This window comes from Kitasatospora sp. NBC_01246 (assembly GCF_036226505.1).
Lineage (GTDB): Bacteria > Actinomycetota > Actinomycetes > Streptomycetales > Streptomycetaceae > Kitasatospora.
The window spans coordinates 5,952,391-5,969,797 of the sequence record NZ_CP108484.1 but is presented as its reverse complement, the minus strand read 5'-3'; the positions used below and the strand labels follow the sequence as shown (position 1 = coordinate 5,969,797).

Here is a 17,407-nt window from a genome sequence, read left to right as displayed (position 1 = left end):
TCGCCCGGGGCCCCGCGCCCTGGCCCCGCACATCGGGGTCCAGCGCGTCGAGGTCCGGCGCATCCGGTTTGCAGCGCATCCGGTTCCAGCGCATCCGGTCCGGCTCATCCGGTTCCAGCGCATCCGGTTCCAGCGCATCGGGGTCTAGCGCATCGGGGTCTAGCGCATCGGGCTGAGCCCGAGCCCGGCCCCGGGCGCCGCCGCGGTCCGCACCGCCACCGACCCCGCCGGCGCGCTCAATCGCAGCCAGCCACCGGCGCGGTGCACGGTCAGCGGCGCACCCGGCTTGAGGAACCCGATCACATAGGCCGCGTGCGCGGCGCGCAGCGGCAGCTCGGGAAGGGCGCCCACCGGCCGGGACCAGATCTCGTCGGCCAGCCCGTCCAGCACCGCACGGGTCCGGTGATGCGCCGGGACGGCCTCGCTGCGCTCACGGAACTCCCGCACCCCGGCCATCAGTTCGGGGTACACCTCGGCCACCGGCGGCTCGCCGACCGGGCGCCAGCCGGAGCGCGGCGGCAACAGGCCGGCCCAGGCCGGACCGGTCACGGGCGCGGGCAGCTCCACGGTGTTCCCGGCACTGTCCAGGCCGTCCAGCAACTGCCCCGCCGAGACCGTGCGGTCGGCCGGCCCGACCGGCCCGGCGAGCCGCGCGGTCCGGACCGCCAGCGCGCCGGAGCTCCCCAGCGGCAGCCGGCCGAAGACGGCCAGCACGCCGTCGCCGCCGGCCTGCTTCGCCACCGCCTGCAGGCGCACCGCCGCCGCCCGGTCGAAGCGCAGCAGACGGACCAGGAAGGCGCCCAGGTCGGCGGCCTCCCCGGCGTCGGCGAGGGCGAGGGCGGCGGTGGGGGTCAACGCGCTTCAGCTCGAATCCGTGTATCGGTGATGGGTGGTGGTCCGGGCCGGGGGCTCAGGCCGCCGCGGCGTCCAGGCTGCGTCCGTCCCGGCTGTGCCCGTCCGCGCCGCGGTCGTCGTCCGTGAAGCGGCCCAGGAACTCCCGCTCCACCGGGCTGATCCGGCGCGGGCGGCCCTCGGCCAGGTCGTAGGGGACGACCACGGTGGACGCCCGGACGTAGACCGTCTCGGTGCCGTCCTCGGCGGTGTCCTTGATCTCGTACGACACGGTCAGCGAGGCGCCGCCGATCTTGGTGACCCAGGTCTCGATGGTGACCGGCTCGGGCCGGTGCACCAGCGGGCGCTTGTAGTCGATCTCGTGGCGGGCCACCACCGAGCCGCCCGCGAACTCCCCCGCACCGGCCGCGGCGGCCTGGGTGAACATGAAGTCGATCCGGGCCTCCTCCAGGTAGCGCAGGAAGACCACGTTGTTGACGTGCCCGAAGGCGTCCATGTCGGACCAACGCAGCGGACAGGCGTAGATGTGGCGTGCCACGGGTGTTCTCCTCGATGTCCGGTGACCCGCCGGCGGGTGACGGCCGGTGGGCCGCGGCCCGGCAGGCCGCCCCCCGGGGAGCAGTCTGCCGGGCCGTTGTGACAGCTGGGTGTCAGCCTCGGGTCAGCTTCTTGTAGGTGGCCCGGTGCGGACGGGCCGCGTCGGCGCCCAGCCGCTCGATCTTGTTCTTCTCGTACGACTCGAAGTTGCCCTCGAACCAGAACCACTTGCTCTCGCCCTCGTAGGCGAGGATGTGGGTGGCCACCCGGTCCAGGAACCAGCGGTCGTGGGAGATGACCACGGCGCAGCCGGGGAACTCCAGCAGCGCGTTCTCCAGCGAGGAGAGGGTCTCGACGTCCAGGTCGTTGGTGGGCTCGTCGAGGAGCAGCAGGTTGCCGCCCTGCTTGAGGGTGAGCGCCAGGTTCAGGCGGTTGCGCTCACCGCCGGAGAGCACGCCGGCCGGCTTCTGCTGGTCCGGGCCCTTGAAGCCGAACGCCGAGACGTAGGCGCGGGACGGCATCTCGACCTGGCCGACGTTGATCCAGTCCAGGCCGTCGGAGACGACCTCCCAGAGCGTCTTCTTCGGGTCGATGTTGGCGCGGCTCTGGTCGACGTAGCTGATCTTGACGGTCTCGCCGACCTTGACGGTGCCGGAGTCCGGGGTCTCCATGTCCTGCAGCATCTTGAACAGCGTCGTCTTGCCGGCGCCGTTGGGGCCGATGATGCCGACGATGCCGTTGCGCGGCAGGGTGAAGCTCAGGTCGTCGATCAGGATCTTCTCGCCGAAGGCCTTGTTGAGGTTCTCGACCTCGATGACGATGCTGCCCAGACGCGGGCCCGGCGGGATCTGGATCTCCTCGAAGTCCAGCTTCCGCATCTTGTCGGCCTCGGCCGCCATCTCCTCGTAGCGGGCCAGACGCGCCTTGGACTTCGCCTGACGGCCCTTGGCGTTGGAGCGGACCCACTCCAGCTCCTCGCGGAGCCGCTTGGCGCGCTTGGCGTCCTTCTGGCCCTCGACCTTGAGGCGCGACTGCTTGCTCTCCAGGTAGGTGGAGTAGTTGCCCTCGTAGCCGATCGCGCGGCCGCGGTCGAGCTCCAGGATCCAGCCGGCCACGTTGTCCAGGAAGTACCGGTCGTGGGTGACGGCGACGACGGTGCCGGCGTACTTGGCCAGGTGCTGCTCCAGCCAGTTCACCGACTCGGCGTCCAGGTGGTTGGTGGGCTCGTCGAGCAGCAGCAGGTCGGGGGCCTCCAGCAGCAGCTTGCAGAGCGCCACGCGGCGCTTCTCGCCACCGGAGAGCTTGGTGACCGGCCAGTCGCCGGGCGGGCAGCCCAGCGCGTCCATGGCCTGCTCCAGCTGGGCTTCGAGGTCCCAGGCGTTGGCGTGGTCCAGGTCCTCCTGGAGCTTGCCCATCTCGTCGAGCAGCGCGTCCGAGTAGTCGGTGGCCATCAGCTCGGCGATCTCGTTGAAGCGGTTGAGCTTCCCCTTGATCTCCTTGACGCCGTCCTCGACGTTCTCCAGAACGGTCTTGGTCTCGTCGAGCGGCGGCTCCTGGAGCAGCATGCCGACGGTGAACCCGGGCGAGAGGAAGGCGTCGCCGTTGGACGGCTGCTCCAGGCCGGCCATCATCTTCAGCACGGTGGACTTACCCGCGCCGTTGGGGCCCACGACGCCGATCTTCGCCCCCGGGAGGAAGCTGAGCGTCACGTCGTCAAGGATGACCTTGTCTCCGTGCGCCTTGCGTACCTTGCGCATCGTGTAGATGTATTCCGCCACGTGAGATCGCTCCGGCGTCGTCGGGAGTAATTCGGCTTGCAGCCTTCCATTGTGCCGCACCCGGCCGAGAGCCCGAACCGCCAGCCTTGCCCCACTGGGGTATCCCGCCCCGGACGCCCGCGCCGGCCCCGGCCACCACCGCCCGGCGCGGCCCCGCCGGACGCACCGCGGCCCGGCTCCCCGCAGCGAGTGCGGTGAACCGGGCCGGGTGGTGGGCGCCCGCCCTGCCGGAGCAGGCCGGGCGCCCTTCACTGCGTTCAGTACTACTTCGGTACCGGTGCGGCGCTGCCTCAGGCGGCGCTGCGACCGTGGCGACCGCGACGGCGCAGGACGAAGACCGCGGCACCGCCCGCCACGACCAGGCCACCGGCGACGGCGGCGAGGATCGGGGTGGCGTCGTTACCACCGGTGGCGGCCAGGCCGCCCGTGGTGCCGGGAGCCGGGCTGCTGGCGGCCGGGGCCGGGTGCGCCGAGGAGCTGGACGGAGCGGCGGTCGGCGTACCGGTACCGCTCGGGGTCGGCGTGGCCGTGGCCGTGGCGCTGGTGCCGGCCGACGGGGTGGCGGTCGGCGTGGTCACGCTGGTGACCTTGCAGTCCAGGATGCCCTTGAACTCCTTGGTGAAGCCGTTCGGGCCGGTCACCTTGATGTCGTAGGCGGTGTCCTCGTTGACCTGGACCAGCACGCTCTCCATCTTGCCGGGCTGGACGGTGACCGTCTTGCCCGGCGCGACGGTCACGGAGGCCGCCTCGTCGCCGCCGTTGGCGACGTTGACGCGGACGCCGTTGGAGTCGCACTCGACCTGGGCGTTGCTGTCCAGCAGCGGGCCCTTGCCGGCCTTCCACGCGGCCTTGGCCGCGTCCACCACGCTGAGCTTGGTGGAGCCGGCCAGGATCATGGTCTGGCTGTGCTTCTCGGGGGTGTAGCCCTTGCTCAGGAAGACCCGGCCGTTGGGCACGACGGTCTCGGCCGAGGCCGTCACCGTGGCCGTGCCGTCCGACGTGCCGGCCGGCACGTCCAGGAACAGCTGGGTGTCCTTGGCGACCGGGCCGGTCAGGCCGGTGACCGGCTTGCCGTCCTTGTCGACCAGCTTCGCCTTGTCCGCGGCGTCGCCGGAGAGCGCGAGCTTCACCTCGGAGGCGCTGGTGTTGATGGTGAACGGACCGAGCTTGTTGCCCGGCTTGCCCGACACCGAGTCCGGCGTGAGGCTCAGCGAGGGCTTGGGCTCGGCCGCGATGCCCTTGTTGGCGTCGCTGACCAGGTAGTCGCGCAGCTTCTTGGCCTGCGCGTCGACCGGGGTGGCGTTCTTGCCGTCGGAGAACTTCCAGATCGCGGCCTGGGTGCCCGCGGCGGCGTCGTCGGCGGTGAGCTGACCGTCCTTGATACCGGCCGCGTCGGCCAGCTTCTTGAGGTCGGTGACCTGCGGGTAGGAGTTCTCCAGGATCCAACGGATCTTGGCGGCGTCCTGAGCCTTCTCCTTGCGGCCGAGCGAGCTCGACTTCCAGTCCGACTCCTGGTACTCGACCCTGCTCTCGATGTTGACCGGGTGGTCGATGTCGATGCAGTACGTACGAAGCTCGCCGTTGGCCGTCTTGAGGGTGAACAGACCGCCCTGAACGGAGTGACCGCCCTCGATGGCGATCTCCTCGCTCTGCATGGTCGGCTGGATCACCGCCGTGACGCCCGCACCCGGTGCGTCGGCCGCAGCCGCCGCACCGGCTGCGAGCAGGCTCCCGCCCAGCGCTACGCTGGTCGTGAGCATGACAGTGGTTATGCGCGGAAGACTCCGCCCCTGCCTCTGGAACATCTGGGATCCCTCCGGGCCGGGCCATGCCGATGGGCTGCCCGCCTTGCATTGCCGCGCCCCCTGTGGCGCCGCTGCACGTGTGTGAACCAGACGAATCCTATTGAGCCAGGGAGGCGCGCAAACCCCCATGCGAAATCAGGACGATTCCGTATCTGTATCGTTATCAATGCTCCCATCATCCACACAAGCTGACGATCAGCCAGAAACTCCCGATCTTTCACTTAACCGGTCCGGTGTTTGCACGCGCGGGCACAACAACCGTCTCGATCAACATATTTGTCGACAGTTGAGACCGGTCGACGGTCAGACCGAAGAAGCCAGGGCGTCACCCTCCGTTCCCCTGCCGTCCACCCGCGCCCCGACCCCGGCGACCGCCAACAGGGGTGCCACCGGCGGGTCGACGGCCGCCCTCCGCGCCTGCAGTGCGTCCGCGATCCAGCCCGGTACCGCCTCGCCCACGGACACCTCCCGACCCTCCGCCGGCTCCGCCCGCGAGGCCGCACCCCACGTGAAGACGGCGGTGCCACGACTGAGGTCGTGCCCGACCGACCGGGCGTCGATCTCGACTCTGCTGCGCCGCGCCTCACCGTCCATCCACTCCCGGACCCTCAACCGCCCGCTCACCACCACCGGATCACCCTTCGACAGCGAGCCGATCAGGTGAGCGGCCAGCGCCCGCCAGGCCGTCACCGTCACCCACTGCGTCTCGCCGTCCACCCAGGCCTCCCGCAGCCGGTCGTACCGGCGCTCCGTCGACGCCAGCCGGAAGTTGGCCACCGCCACCCCGTCCGCCGTCCGCGTGCAGCTCACCTCGGTCGCGACATTGCCGATGACCGTCACCTGGGTCTCGTTCACAGAACACGCTCCGTTCTCCCGGATGCACCGTACGGAATCGACCGGCGCGAGTTGAGAGTGCGCTTCCCGGGAAATCCGCACCAGGCAGATCGGAAATCCTGTGGACAAGTCGGCCCTGTGGAAAACCGGTGTCACCCACAGGGGTGAATTTCGGCCCTTCCGGTCCTACTTTCGGCCTGGCTTCTACGGGGCCATGACAACAAACGCCCCGCTTCCCGCCGTACCCGCGCACCCCCAGGGGTGGCCTGCCCGGCCGTCCGCCCACGTCATCCGACCGAACGAACCCGAATACGGCCCCCCACCCGCACCGAGACCGGTAGTTTCTCCGTGCCGAATCCATAACGGGTGGGGCGGCAGCCCCGTAACGACTGCACAACGTCCGGCGCCGAAGCGGGCCAGACCGCTGCACGCACGGCCGTCACCTGCGATTATCGGACCGCTCCACCGAAGCCGACACACCCGCGACGGTGTTGTTACACCCGGCCGAGGTTCTGGACACCCTTATCCTGTCCCCGACAGGGCAAGGCCCCGCCAACCCCCACCCCACCCTCAGGCAGGGGCCGGACAGCGGGCGCCCCGCGCGCTCGTCGCCCGATCCCGGCAACGGTCACGCCCATCAGGGCGCCGTCCGTCCCGCCCCCATAGCTCAGCGGATAGAGCACCCGCCTTCTAAGCGGTAGGTCGCAGGTTCGAATCCTGCTGGGGGCACCGCACCGAATTCCCGCAGGCCACGCCCTCGGCGAGGGCTTTGCACGGCCGGGCCGCCGGAAAATCACGTGTACCGAACGCGCATAGCCCGTGACAATGCGTGTCGTGGTGGGGGCGGAAACGACACCGGGGGAAACACCGGTACGAACCGGTCGTACGGCCCGAACGGAAACAACGGGCGAATCAGACAACACCCCCCGGGGCCGCCACGCCGCTCGCCTCCGGTGCCGCGCCGGGGACGGCAGCCGCGGGCCGTCCCCGGCGCCGCGGAGCCCCGCTCGACGCCGCTCGGCGCCGCGAGGCGCCGCTCGACGCCGCTCGGCGCCGCGAAGTCCCGCTCGGCTCCGCTCAACCCTGGCCGGCGGCCGCTCCGGGCAGCCCCGCCAGATAGGCGTCCAGCAGCGCCACCTGCCGCTCGGGCGGGAACTCCGCCGGGGCGAACAGCGCCTGCACCACCAGCCCCAGCGCGAAGGCCTGCGCCCCCGCGGCGAGCTGCCCGGCGTCCACGCCGTCCGGCAGCTCCCCCAGCCGCTGCGCGGCGGCCACCGACTCGGCCAGCAGCGCCCGCGCCCGCCCGTAGCGGGCCGCGTGCGCGGCGGCCAGCTCCGGGTCGGCCAGCGCGACGTCCCAGGAGCCGACCCAGATCCGGTTGCCGGCCGTGCCGGCCCCGTCCAGCGGGAGGATGTCGAGCAGAGCCGCCCGCAGCCTGGGCAGTCCGGCGGGCGGCGGCGGGCTGCCGTCCGCCGGGGCGGTCCGGCGCGGCCGCTGCTGGGAACGCCGGTCCAGTACGTCGAGGGCGTGTGCCACGAGCGCCCGCTTGTTGGGGAAGTAGTGCGTCAACAAACCGGTGGAGGCGCCCATTTCGGCGGCCACCGCACGCAGCGTCAGCCCCTCGAAGCCGCGCGAGGAGAGCACCCGCCAGACCGCCTCGGAGACGTCCTCGCGGCGGGCTTCATGGTCTCCCCGGGCTGGTGTCATAGGCGGTATGGTACCTACCAAACGTTTGTTATGTATGCCGGAACGGCCGGGCCGCGCCCCCGCCCCCCACCCGGCCCCGCCCGAAAGGCCCGCCGATGTTCGCCGTCCCGCTCGCCGACCGTGCCGAACTGCGCCCTCTGGAACCGTGGCAGGCCGCCGAGTTCCTGACCCACATGGACCGCGCCCGCGACCACATGAACCCGTGGATCACCTGGGCCCACCGCTCCACCGACCTGACGTCGGCCCGCGCCACCCTGCAGGGCTACGCCGACCGGCAGGCCGCCGACGCCGGCCGGCTCTACGGCATCTGGCTGGACGGCACGCTGGTCGGCGGCACGATGTTCGTCTCCTTCGACGCCGTCGCCGGGGTCGCCGAGATCGGCGTCTGGACGGAGCCCGCTGGCGAGGGCCGGGGCCTGGTCGGCGCCGCCGTCCGCCACCTGGTCGACTACGCGTTCACCACCCGCGGCCTGCACCGCCTGGAGTGGCACACCAGCCCGACCAACCTCCGCAGCCGCTCGCTCGCGCAGCGGCTGGGCATGCGGCTGGACGGTGTCCTGCGGGAGTCGTACCTGGTCAACGGCGTCCACCAGGACTCCGAGATCTGGTCGCTGCTCGCCCACGAGTGGCAGCCGACCGGCTGACGGCGGCGCACGGCGCGGGGCCCGGTGGACGGTCGTCCACCGGGCCCCGCGCCGCACCGCTCCTACCCCGTACCCCGCTCAGGCGGCCAGCGCCTGCCCCTGCGCCACCGGCTCGGGCACCGGGCGCGGCCGCAGCCGCAGGGCCAAGACGAGGACCAGCGCCATCACCCCGGCCGCCGAGAGGAACACCACGTCCACCGCGCCGATGAAGCTGTGCACCGCGTGCGTCCTGGCGGCGCCGGTCAGCCGGCCCACCGCACCGAGCGCGGTACCGGGCTCGCCGCTGTCGAAGACCCGGGCCAGCACGGTGCCGAAGAGCGCGGCGCCCAGCGCGCTGCCGAGCGTCTGGAAGAACCGGACACCGGTGGTGGCGACACCCAGTTGGTGGGCCGGGGCGGCCTCCTGGACGACGGTGATGAGGCGGCCGATCAACTGGCCGAGGCCGAGGCCCAGCAGGACGAGCTCGGCCCGCACCAGCCAGAGCGAGGTGTCCGGGCCGCTCAGCCCGAGCAGCAGCAGGGCCACCGTGGCGCAGGCGGCGCCGGAGGCCAGGATCGCCCGGACCGACCAGCCCCGTGCGGCGAACCGGTTGGCCGCGAGACCGACCGCCGTCATGCCGAGCGCCATCGGGATCAGATAGAGGCTGGCGGAGGTCGCGGCGACCCCGCGGGCCACCTGCAGGTACAGCATCACGTACATGATCGCGCCCATCAGGCCCATTCCGACCAGCCCCTGCACCGCGAAGCCGATCCGGATCTCCGGGATGCGGAACAGCGAGAGCGGCAGGACCGGCTCGGCGGCGGTGGCCTGGCGCCACAGGAAGAGGCCGAGGGCCGCGAGGGTGGCGGCGGCCAGACCGAGGATCTCCGGCGAAGTCCAGGCGTAGGTCTTGCCGCCCCACTCGGTCACCAGCAGCAGCCCGGTGGCGAACGCGGCCGCCAGGGCGGCGCCCAGGAAGTCCAGGCCGCGCCGGCCGGCCGAACGCGGAAGCTTGAGCACGAGCGCGGAGCCGACCAGGACGAGCAGGCCGAGCGGCAGGTTGATGTAGAAGATCCAGCGCCAGTCGAGGTGGTCCGCCAGGAGCGCGCCGATCAGCGGGCCCACGGCCATGCCCGCGCCGCCCACGATGCCGCCGACGCCGCCACCGCCGCCCTTGGCGTCGTCCGGGTCCTTGAGCTGCGCCATCACCACCATCGTCACGCTCATCAGCCCGCCGCCGCCGATGCCCTGGACCGCCCGGAAGGCGATCAGCTCGGTCATCGACTGGGCCGCTCCGCAGAGCGCCGAGCCGAGCAGGAAGACGCCGACCGCCCCCAGCAGCGCCCGCTTGGCACCGTAGAGGTCGCAGAGCTTGCCGTAGAGCGGCAGCAGCGCCGTCGCCGCCAGGGCGAAGGCACTCACCAGCCAGGGCAGTCGGTCGACGCCGTGGACGGGGTCGAGGTCCTGGACGATCGGCACGGTGGCGGCCGACACGATGTTCATGTCGAGCACCGCCAGGACGATCGTGATCAGGCAGAGCAGCATGCCCAGCTTGCGCTGGGGCTCCGTCATCAGAGCTGCTGCCGGCGCGGTGGCGGCCATGGGAAGTCCCCCCGGGGATCGTGGAATTCGGGCATTCGGCTACGGACCGGACCGCACCGGACAGGTGCGGCTCGGCGGCGCGCCCTCACCATGGCAGGTATTTTTGACCCGGTCAATTGTTCGCTGGAGTCAATGATTCGCCAAAGTCCATCATTAGGCCCGATCGATCTTTGATCCTGGTACAGTCCTGCCATGGCAGAGCGCAGCACGACCACCGGGCCCGAGGCAGTGGAGGCGGCCGCGGACGCGGCACTGAGCCTGCGCGAGCGCAAGAAGCGCCAGACGGCCCGTCGGATCTGGCACAGCGCGATCGCCCTCTTCGCCGAGCGCGGCTTCGACGAGGTGTCGGTCGCCGAGATCGCCGCCGCGGCCGACGTCTCGAAGATGACCGTCTTCAACTACTTCCCGTCCAAGGAAGACCTGGTCATGAGCCCGATGGAGCGGCACACCGGCGAGGCCGCCGAGGCGGTCCGCGACCGTGCCCCGGGCGTCTCGGCGGTGGCCGCGCTGCGCGCCGGGTTCGCGGCGGGCCTGGAGCGGTTCGACCCGGCCACCGGTCTGAGCGACGACCGCTTCGTGCTCGACGTGATCCGCCTGATCCACCGGACACCGGCACTGACCCTGCGCGCGACCACCGCGTGGGGCCGGGCGGCGAACGAGCTGCTCGCCGCCGAGCTGCTCGCCCAGGACCCGGCCGGCGACCGGCTCCGGGCCCAGGTCGCGGCCGCCCAGCTGATGAGCGTCCGGCTGGCGCTGACCAACGAGAACCACCGCCGGATGCTGGCCGGCGAACGGGCCGCCGACGTGCTGCCGGAGGCCCTGGAGAACGCCCGGCGCAGCTTCGACATGGCCGAGCACGGCCTCGGCGACTACGGCACCCGGCCCGCCTGACCGTTCGCCGCCCGGCGGCGGACGGTCCGCCCGACGGGGCCGCGGCCGCGCCTGAGAGAGTGTCCGCACCACGAACTCCGGAGGTGCGCATGGACCAGCCGCTGCTCACGCGGGACCGCTCCCCGCTGCCCACCCACGTCGACGGCCTCCACGCCTACACCGGCGAGGACGGCGTCGCGGTGCTGGAGTTCGCCCGGCCGCACCGGCGCAACGCCGTCACCCTGGCGATCTGGCAGGCCCTGCCGAAGGTCCTGCTCCGGCTCGCCGAGCAGCCCGGTCTGCGGGCCCTGCTGGTCACCGGCGCGGGCGGCACCTTCAGCGCCGGCGCCGACATCGCCGAACTGTCCGGGATCTACGCCGACCCGGACCGCGCCGACGACTACCACGCCGTCAACGTCGCGGCCGAGGAGGCGCTGGCGGACTTCCCGCATCCGACCGTCGCGGTGGTGCACGGCGCCTGCGTCGGCGGCGGCTGTCAGCTGGCCGTCGCCTGCGACCTGCGGTTCGTCGCCGAGGACGCCCGGCTGGGCATCACCCCGGCCAAGCTCGGGGTGGTCTACCCTGCGGTGCCGACCCTTCGGCTGGCCCGCCTGGTGGGCCCGTCGCGGGCCAAGTACCTGCTCTTCTCCGGCGAGCTGGTGACCGGCCGGGAGTGCCTCACGCTCGGTCTCGCCGACCGGGTCCTGCCGGGCGCCGAACTCGACGCCGGGGCGCTGGAGTTCGCCCGGCTGCTGACCACCCGCTCGTCGCAGACCATCGGCGCGGTCAAGGCCGCGCTGGCCGTCCCGCCGGAGCGGGCCGCCGAGGCGCTGCACCCCTGGGAGCGCCGCTCCCGGGAGGCCCCGGACGTCCGCGAGGGTCTCGCCGCCTTCCTGGAGGGCCGGCCGCCCCGGTTCTGACCGGCCCGGGCCGGACGGACGCACGGGCGCACCCGTCGGTCGCGCCGCCCGGCCCCGCCGCACTCAGCGGATCGGCATCCCCGAGATCGCCCGGGCGATCACCAGCCGCTGGATCTCGCTGGTGCCCTCGAAGATCGAGTAGATCGCGCTGTCCCGGTGCATCCGCTCGACCGGGTACTCGCGGGTGAAGCCGTTGCCACCGAGGATCTGCATCGCCTGCGCGGTGACCCACTTGGCGGTCTCGCCCGCGTAGAGCTTGGACATCGAGCCCTCGGCGGCGGTGAACGGCTGGTTGTTCGCCGCCATCCAGGAGGCCCGCCAGACCAGCAGCCGGGCGGCGTCGATCCGGGTCTTCATGTCCGCCAGCTGGAAGGCCACGCCCTGGTTGTCGATGATCGGGCGGCCGAACTGCACCCGGGTCTTCGCGTAGTCCAGCGCCACCTCGTACGCGGCGCGGGCGATGCCGATCGCCTGCGCCCCGACGGCCGGCCGGGAGGCCTCGAAGGTGGCCATCGCCGCGTTGCCCCGGCCGCCGCCGCGCTTGGCCCCCTCGCGGGCCCGGGCCAGCCGCTCGTCCAGCTTCTCCTTGCCACCGAGCAGGCAGTGCCCCGGCAGTCGGACGCCGTCCAGGACCACCTCGGCGGTGTGCGAGGCGCGGATGCCGTGCTTCTTGAACTTCTGGCCCTGGCTCAGCCCGGGCGTGCCCGGCGGCACCACGAAGGAGGCCTGGCCGCGCGCGCCGAGCGCCGGGTCGACGGCGGCCACCACCACGTGGACGGCGGCGATCCCGCCGTTGGTCGCCCAGGTCTTGGTGCCGTTCAGCACCCACTCGTCCTTGGCCTCGTCGTAGACGGCCCGGGTGCGCAGCGCGGACACGTCGGAGCCGGCGTCCGGCTCGGAGGAGCAGAAGGCGGCCACCTTGAGGTCGTCCGGGGTGCCGAACATCTGCGGCGCCCAGGTGCCGATCTGCTCGTCGGTGCCGTTGGCGAGCACGGCGACGGCGGCCAGCGTGGTGCCGACGATCGAGAGGCCGATGCCCGCGTCGCCCCAGAACAGCTCCTCCATGGCGATCGGGATGCCGACGCCGGAGGGGTCGAAGTACTGCTGGGCGTAGAAGTCCAGGGAGTAGATCCCCAGCTTGGCGGCCTCCTGGATGACCGGCCAGGGGGTCTCCTCGCGCTCGTCCCACTCGGCCGCGGCGGGGCGCATCACGTCGGCGGCGAAGCCGTGCAGCCAGTCGCGTACGGCGAGCTGGTCCGCACCCGGGTCCAGCGAGAACGTGCTCATGATGCCTCCGGTCGAAGGGGCCCCTCGCCGCCCGGCGGGGCGGCGGATGCAAGGGCGGGGCAGTGGGGGTGTCGGACAGGTGTTACCGGGGGTAACATCGCGGGGAGTCTGCTACTCATAGGTAGGAATGTCAACGCCCCGGGGCCGTGGACGCCCCCGCCGGGCAGCTCCGCGGCACGCCTGCCCCGCGCCACGCCCCCGTACGCCCCCGACCGCTCCGCCCGACCGCCCGCACCACCCCGTAGCCGCAACCCCCGTCGGCCAGACCCGCCAGGAGACCTCATGCCGCCCTCCGACGCACCCCGCCGGGAGCAGCTGCTCAACGCCGCCGACCGGGTGGTCCAGCGGGAGGGCCCGGGCGCCAGCATGAACGCCATCGCGGCCGAGGCCGGGATCACCAAGCCGATCCTCTACCGCCACTTCGGCGACCGGAACGGCCTGATCCGGGCACTGACCGAGCGCCACACCAGCGGCCTGCTGGCCGCCGTACGGGCCGCGCTGAGCGAACCGCTGGAGCGCCGCGACCGCGTCGAGCACGTGCTGGACACCTACCTCGCCGGGATCGAGGCCCGCCCGCAGGTCTACCGGCTGCTCACCCACCCCGAGCCCGGCGACCCGTCCGGCGTCGGCAACGCGCTCGCCCCGGCGCTGCGGCAGATCGCCGAGGAGATCACCCGGGCCGTGCAGAGCCAGGTGGACCTCGGGGCCGACCGGGAACTCCTCGCGGAGGCCTGGGGCCGGGGGATCACCGGCATGGTGCTGGCCGCCGGGGACTGGTGGCTGGAGTCCAGACCGTGCTCGCGCACCCGGATGGTGCAGGCGCTCGCCGACCTCCTCTGGGGCCGGCTGGCCGCCGCCGCCGACCTGCCGACCGCCGCCCTGCCGGCCCCGGCGCAGGACCCGGCGTCGAGCTGAACTCTTGTGCTGTGCATGCCAGTTCGGGCATCATCGGGCCCCACCCCCACGCTCCGCGAGCTCCCGCGAGGTACCGATGCGCTTGCGCCGCACCGCCGTTGCCCTCCTACTCGCCGCCACCGCCGCCCTGGCCGCCCCCACCCCCGCCCTGGCCGCGTCGCCGGACGCCTCCCGGTCACCGGCCCCGTTCCGGGCCGGGTTCCCCACCGGCACCGCCACCGCGCCGGACGGCACCACCGACCTCACCGACGCCACCGGCCGCCGGCTGCGGCTCCGCGGCTTCAACCTCGACAAGTACGCCGAGGCCACCGAACAGGACATCGCGACCCTGGCCGCCCAGGGCTTCACCCTGGTCCGGGTGGCCGTCTCCTGGACCAGGCTGGAGCCCGTCCGCGGGCACCTCGACCCGACCGAACTGCACCGCGTGCAGCGGGTGCTGGACTGGGCCGACCGCTACGGCGTGCTGGCCCTGGTCGACTTCCACCAGGACGTCTACGGGCCCAAGTTCGGCGGCGGGGACCGCGGCGTCCCGCTCTGGGCCACCCGCGACGACGGCCTGCCGTTCACCCCGGACCCGGACGACTGGTTCGCCGGCTACTTCCAGCCCGCCGTCCAGGCGGCCTTCCGCCACCTCTACGACGACCCCGACCTGCGCGCCTGGCAGGCCGACTTCTACACCCGGCTGGCCCGCGAACTGCGCGGCCACCCCTCGCTGCTGGGCTACGACCTGTTCAACGAGCCGTTCGGCCCGGTGGACGGCGACCCGACCGACCCGGCCGTGCTCGCCGCCTCCTCCGCCGCCCTCGAACAGGGCCGGCTCGCCGACATGTACCGCCGGCTGATCCGGGCCGTGCGCCGCGTGGACTCCCGCGCCTGGCTGTTCGTCGAGCCGACGGTACTGGTCGGCCAGGGCGTCCCCACCCGGCTGCCCGGCTTCGGCGACCCGCGCCCCGGCGCGCCCCGGCTCGGCTACGCGCCGCACTTCTACGACACCGCGGTCGAGGGCGGCGCCGACTGGGACCCCTCCGGCGGCTTCGTCGAGAACTACACCGCCGCGATCACCGCCTACCCCGCCGCCCACCGCCTGCCGGTCCTGGTCGGCGAGTGGGGCCCGCCGGACGCGCGGACCCCGGGCAACTCCCAGCTGGTCCGCCGTCAGGTCGCCGCCATGGACGGCTTCGCCGCCGGCTGGACGATGTGGTACTGGTGCCGGGGCAACGGCGGCTACTGCGCGTTCGATCCGGCCGGCCGCCCCGCCCCCGGCGACGAGCCGGTCTTCGGCCCCTACCCGGCGGCGGTCGCCGGGACGGCCGTGCGCACCGGCGCCGCGGCGGGCGGGCACGTGGTGCGCTGGAACGCCGACGGCAGCGGCCGGACCACCGACCTGGTGCTGCCCGCCGCCACCTTCCCGGCCGGTGCGCGGATCACCGTCACGCCGGCGGCCCGGGTCGAGGTCGACCAGCCGGCCGGCGGCCGGGCCGGCACCGCCCGGATCCGCCTGCCGCACACCCGCCCGGGCACCCCGGTCACGGTGACCGTCACGCCCCGCTGAGGCCCGGTGGCCCGCCCCGACCACGAGAACCCAGGCCCACGGGACGGGCCACCGCGCGAGGCCCGGCACCGGGCTCGAACCGGCTCAGGCCAGACCGCGGCGGGCCAGCAGCGGCCCGGTCCTCGGGTCACGCCCGACCACCGCCCGGAAGGAGTCCAGCGGGTCCCGGCTGTCCCCGCGCGAGAGCAGCTCCCGGCGGAACACCTCGCCGCTCTCCCGCACCCCCCGGCCGTTCCCCTCGAACCAGTCCACCGTCTCCGCGTCCAGCACCTCGGACCAGATGTACGCGTAGTACCCCGCGCTGTACCCGCCGGCGAAGATGTGCGAGAAGTACGCCGTCCGGTAGCGCGGCGGGATCGCCGCCACCGCGAGCCCGGCCTTCGCCAGCGCCTGCGCCTCGAACTCCTCGGCGTCCGCGATCTCCTGGCCCGGCGCCACGGTGTGCCAGGCCAGGTCCAGCAGGGCCGCCGCCAGGTACTCCACGGTCCGGAACCCCTGCCCGAAGCCGTCGGCCGCCGCCATCCGCTCGACCAGCTCGGCCGGCAGCGGCTCGCCGGTCACGTGGTGCTTCGCGTAGTTGGCCAGCACCTCGGGCCGGACCATCCACATCTCGTTGACCTGCGAGGGGAACTCCACGAAGTCCCGCGGCACGTCCGTCCCGGCGAAGTACGGGTAGCGCACGTCCGAGAAGAGCCCATGCAGCGCGTGGCCGAACTCGTGGAACAGCGTGCGCACCTCGTCCCAGGAGAGCAGCACCGGCTCGCCCGGGGCCGGGCGGGGCACGTTCAGGTTGTTCATCACCACCGGCCGCCGGCCCAGCAGCCGCGACTGGGTGACCAGTTCGTCCATCCAGGCGCCGCCGCGCTTGGACGCCCGGGCGTGGAAGTCCGCGAGGAAGAGGCCGAGCGAGCCGCCGTCCTCCTCGAACACCTCGAAGACCCGCACGTCCGGGTGGTACGCCGGGAGGTCCGGCCGCTCGGTGAAGGTCACCCCGTAGGCCAGGTTCGCGGCGAAGAAGACCCCGTCGCGCAGCACCCGCTCCAGCTCCAGGTACGGGCGCAGCGCGGCCGCGTCCACCTGGTAGGAGGACTGCCGGACCAGCTCCGAGTAGTACGCCCAGTCGTGCGCGGCGATCTCCTCGACGCCGTCGACGGCCGCCGCCGCGGCCAGCTCGACCGCCTCCCGCCGCGCGTTGGCCACCGCCGGCGGCACCAGCCGGGTCAGCAGCGCGTCGACCGCCTCGACGGTGCCGGCCGTCTCGTCCGCCACCACGTGGGCCGCGTGCGTGTCGTACCCCAGCAGCCGGGCCCGCTCGGCGCGCAGCGCGGACATCCGGATCGCCAGCGGGCCGTTGGCGTCGGCCGCCCGGCCCAGCGAGGCCGCCAGCAGGCGTTCGCGCACCGAGCGGTCGGTGAGGAAGGCCAGCTCGGTCTGGTTGGAGAAGTTCTTCAGGTTCAGCACGTACTTGCCCTCGTGGCCGAGCGCCCGGGCGTTCGCGGCCGCGCCGGCGATCGCGTCCGGCGAGAGCCCGGCCAGCTCGGCCGCGGAGTCCAGCACCAGGGCCCGCGCCTTCGAGTCCGCCGACACGTTGCGGCGGAACGCCGAGGCGCCGGCGGCCAGTTCGGCGTTCAGCCCGCGCAGCCGCCGCTGGTCGGCGGCGCCGAGCCGGGCGCCGGCCCGGACGAAGGCGGTGTGCCGCCGCTCCAGCAGCCGCCGCGACTCCGCGTCCAGGCCGAGCCCGTCCCGTCGCCCGTGCAGCTCCTCGATCCGGGCGAACAGCGCGGCGTCCAGGTGGATCGCGTCCCGGTGGGCCGCCAGCCTCGGGCTGATCTCGGTGTCCAGCCGGTCCACGCCCGGGGTGGTGTCCGAGGAGACCTGGTTGTCGAAGACCGCCCGGACCCGCTTCAGCAGCGCACCCGAGCGCTCCAGCGCGATCAGGGTGTTGTCGAAGGTCGGCGGCTCCGGATTGGCGGCGATCTCGGCGATCTCGGCGAGCTGCTCGACCATCCCGCGCTCGAACGCGGGCAGGTAGTGCTCTTCCCGGATCTCGGCGAAGGGAGGCAGTTCGTAGACCAGGGTGCTGGGCTTGAAGAACGGGTTCTCGGTCATTTCGCCGACCCTACGC

General features: G+C 73.0%; 14 protein-coding genes and 1 tRNA gene. 6 read left to right on the top strand and 9 right to left on the bottom strand.

Annotated features, from left to right (window positions below):
* Positions 1–159 precede the first annotated feature (159 nt).
* From OG618_RS25875 to OG618_RS25855, 5 genes are all read right to left on the bottom strand, one after another.
* On the bottom strand, positions 160–855 hold the full coding sequence (locus tag OG618_RS25875; RefSeq protein WP_329489927.1) for a hypothetical protein: 696 nt from the start codon (positions 853–855) through the stop codon (positions 160–162).
* A gap of 55 nt (positions 856–910) precedes the next feature.
* Positions 911–1,390, bottom strand: a complete 480-nt coding sequence (locus OG618_RS25870) for an acyl-CoA thioesterase (protein ID WP_329489926.1) — start codon at positions 1,388–1,390, stop codon at positions 911–913.
* 112 nt (positions 1,391–1,502) lie between these two features.
* Positions 1,503–3,167 carry an energy-dependent translational throttle protein EttA gene (gene ettA / locus OG618_RS25865; RefSeq protein WP_329489925.1) on the bottom strand — a complete coding sequence of 555 codons (1,665 nt, stop codon included), beginning with the start codon at positions 3,165–3,167 and terminating at the stop codon, positions 1,503–1,505.
* A 290-nt stretch (positions 3,168–3,457) separates the two neighbouring features.
* Complete coding sequence (locus OG618_RS25860; protein ID WP_329489924.1) at positions 3,458–4,927, bottom strand: Cys-Gln thioester bond-forming surface protein; 1,470 nt, start codon at positions 4,925–4,927, stop codon at positions 3,458–3,460.
* A gap of 348 nt (positions 4,928–5,275) precedes the next feature.
* Positions 5,276–5,827, bottom strand: a complete 552-nt coding sequence (locus tag OG618_RS25855; RefSeq protein WP_329489923.1) for a single-stranded DNA-binding protein — start codon at positions 5,825–5,827, stop codon at positions 5,276–5,278.
* Positions 5,828–6,462: 635 nt separating this feature from the next.
* Here OG618_RS25855 and OG618_RS25850 point away from each other — a divergent pair.
* A tRNA-Arg gene (locus OG618_RS25850) sits at positions 6,463–6,535 on the top strand.
* Positions 6,536–6,883: 348 nt separating this feature from the next.
* Here OG618_RS25850 and OG618_RS25845 read toward each other — a convergent pair.
* Positions 6,884–7,513, bottom strand: a complete 630-nt coding sequence (locus OG618_RS25845) for a TetR/AcrR family transcriptional regulator (protein WP_329489922.1) — start codon at positions 7,511–7,513, stop codon at positions 6,884–6,886.
* A gap of 95 nt (positions 7,514–7,608) precedes the next feature.
* On the opposite strand from OG618_RS25845, the gene OG618_RS25840 reads away from it, so the two are divergent.
* Positions 7,609–8,157: a GNAT family N-acetyltransferase gene (locus tag OG618_RS25840; RefSeq protein ID WP_329489921.1), complete on the top strand. Its 549-nt coding sequence runs from the start codon at positions 7,609–7,611 to the stop codon at positions 8,155–8,157.
* Positions 8,158–8,235: 78 nt separating this feature from the next.
* Here OG618_RS25840 and OG618_RS25835 read toward each other — a convergent pair whose 3' ends face one another.
* Entirely contained in the window at positions 8,236–9,738 is a 1,503-nt protein-coding gene (locus tag OG618_RS25835; protein ID WP_329489920.1) for an MFS transporter, read from the bottom strand.
* A 192-nt stretch (positions 9,739–9,930) separates the two neighbouring features.
* On the opposite strand from OG618_RS25835, the gene OG618_RS25830 reads away from it, so the two are divergent.
* Both OG618_RS25830 and OG618_RS25825 read left to right on the top strand, forming a co-directional pair.
* On the top strand, positions 9,931–10,629 hold the full coding sequence (locus OG618_RS25830) for a TetR/AcrR family transcriptional regulator (RefSeq protein WP_329489919.1): 699 nt from the start codon (positions 9,931–9,933) through the stop codon (positions 10,627–10,629).
* Positions 10,630–10,718: 89 nt separating this feature from the next.
* Entirely contained in the window at positions 10,719–11,528 is an 810-nt protein-coding gene (locus OG618_RS25825) for an enoyl-CoA hydratase/isomerase family protein (RefSeq protein ID WP_329489918.1), read from the top strand.
* A gap of 63 nt (positions 11,529–11,591) precedes the next feature.
* On the opposite strand, the gene OG618_RS25820 is transcribed toward OG618_RS25825, so the two are convergent.
* A complete protein-coding gene (locus OG618_RS25820) occupies positions 11,592–12,815 on the bottom strand; it encodes an acyl-CoA dehydrogenase family protein (RefSeq protein ID WP_329489917.1) in 1,224 nt (407 codons plus the stop codon).
* Between the two features lie 282 nt (positions 12,816–13,097).
* Here OG618_RS25820 and OG618_RS25815 point away from each other — a divergent pair, with 282 nt between their 5' ends.
* Entirely contained in the window at positions 13,098–13,730 is a 633-nt protein-coding gene (locus OG618_RS25815; protein WP_329489916.1) for a TetR family transcriptional regulator, read from the top strand.
* 76 nt (positions 13,731–13,806) lie between these two features.
* Entirely contained in the window at positions 13,807–15,282 is a 1,476-nt protein-coding gene (locus OG618_RS25810) for a cellulase family glycosylhydrolase (RefSeq protein ID WP_329489915.1), read from the top strand.
* Positions 15,283–15,366: 84 nt separating this feature from the next.
* On the opposite strand, the gene OG618_RS25805 is transcribed toward OG618_RS25810, so the two are convergent.
* A complete protein-coding gene (locus tag OG618_RS25805) occupies positions 15,367–17,391 on the bottom strand; it encodes a M3 family metallopeptidase (protein WP_329489914.1) in 2,025 nt (674 codons plus the stop codon).
* Between the last annotated feature and the right edge of the window lie 16 nt (positions 17,392–17,407).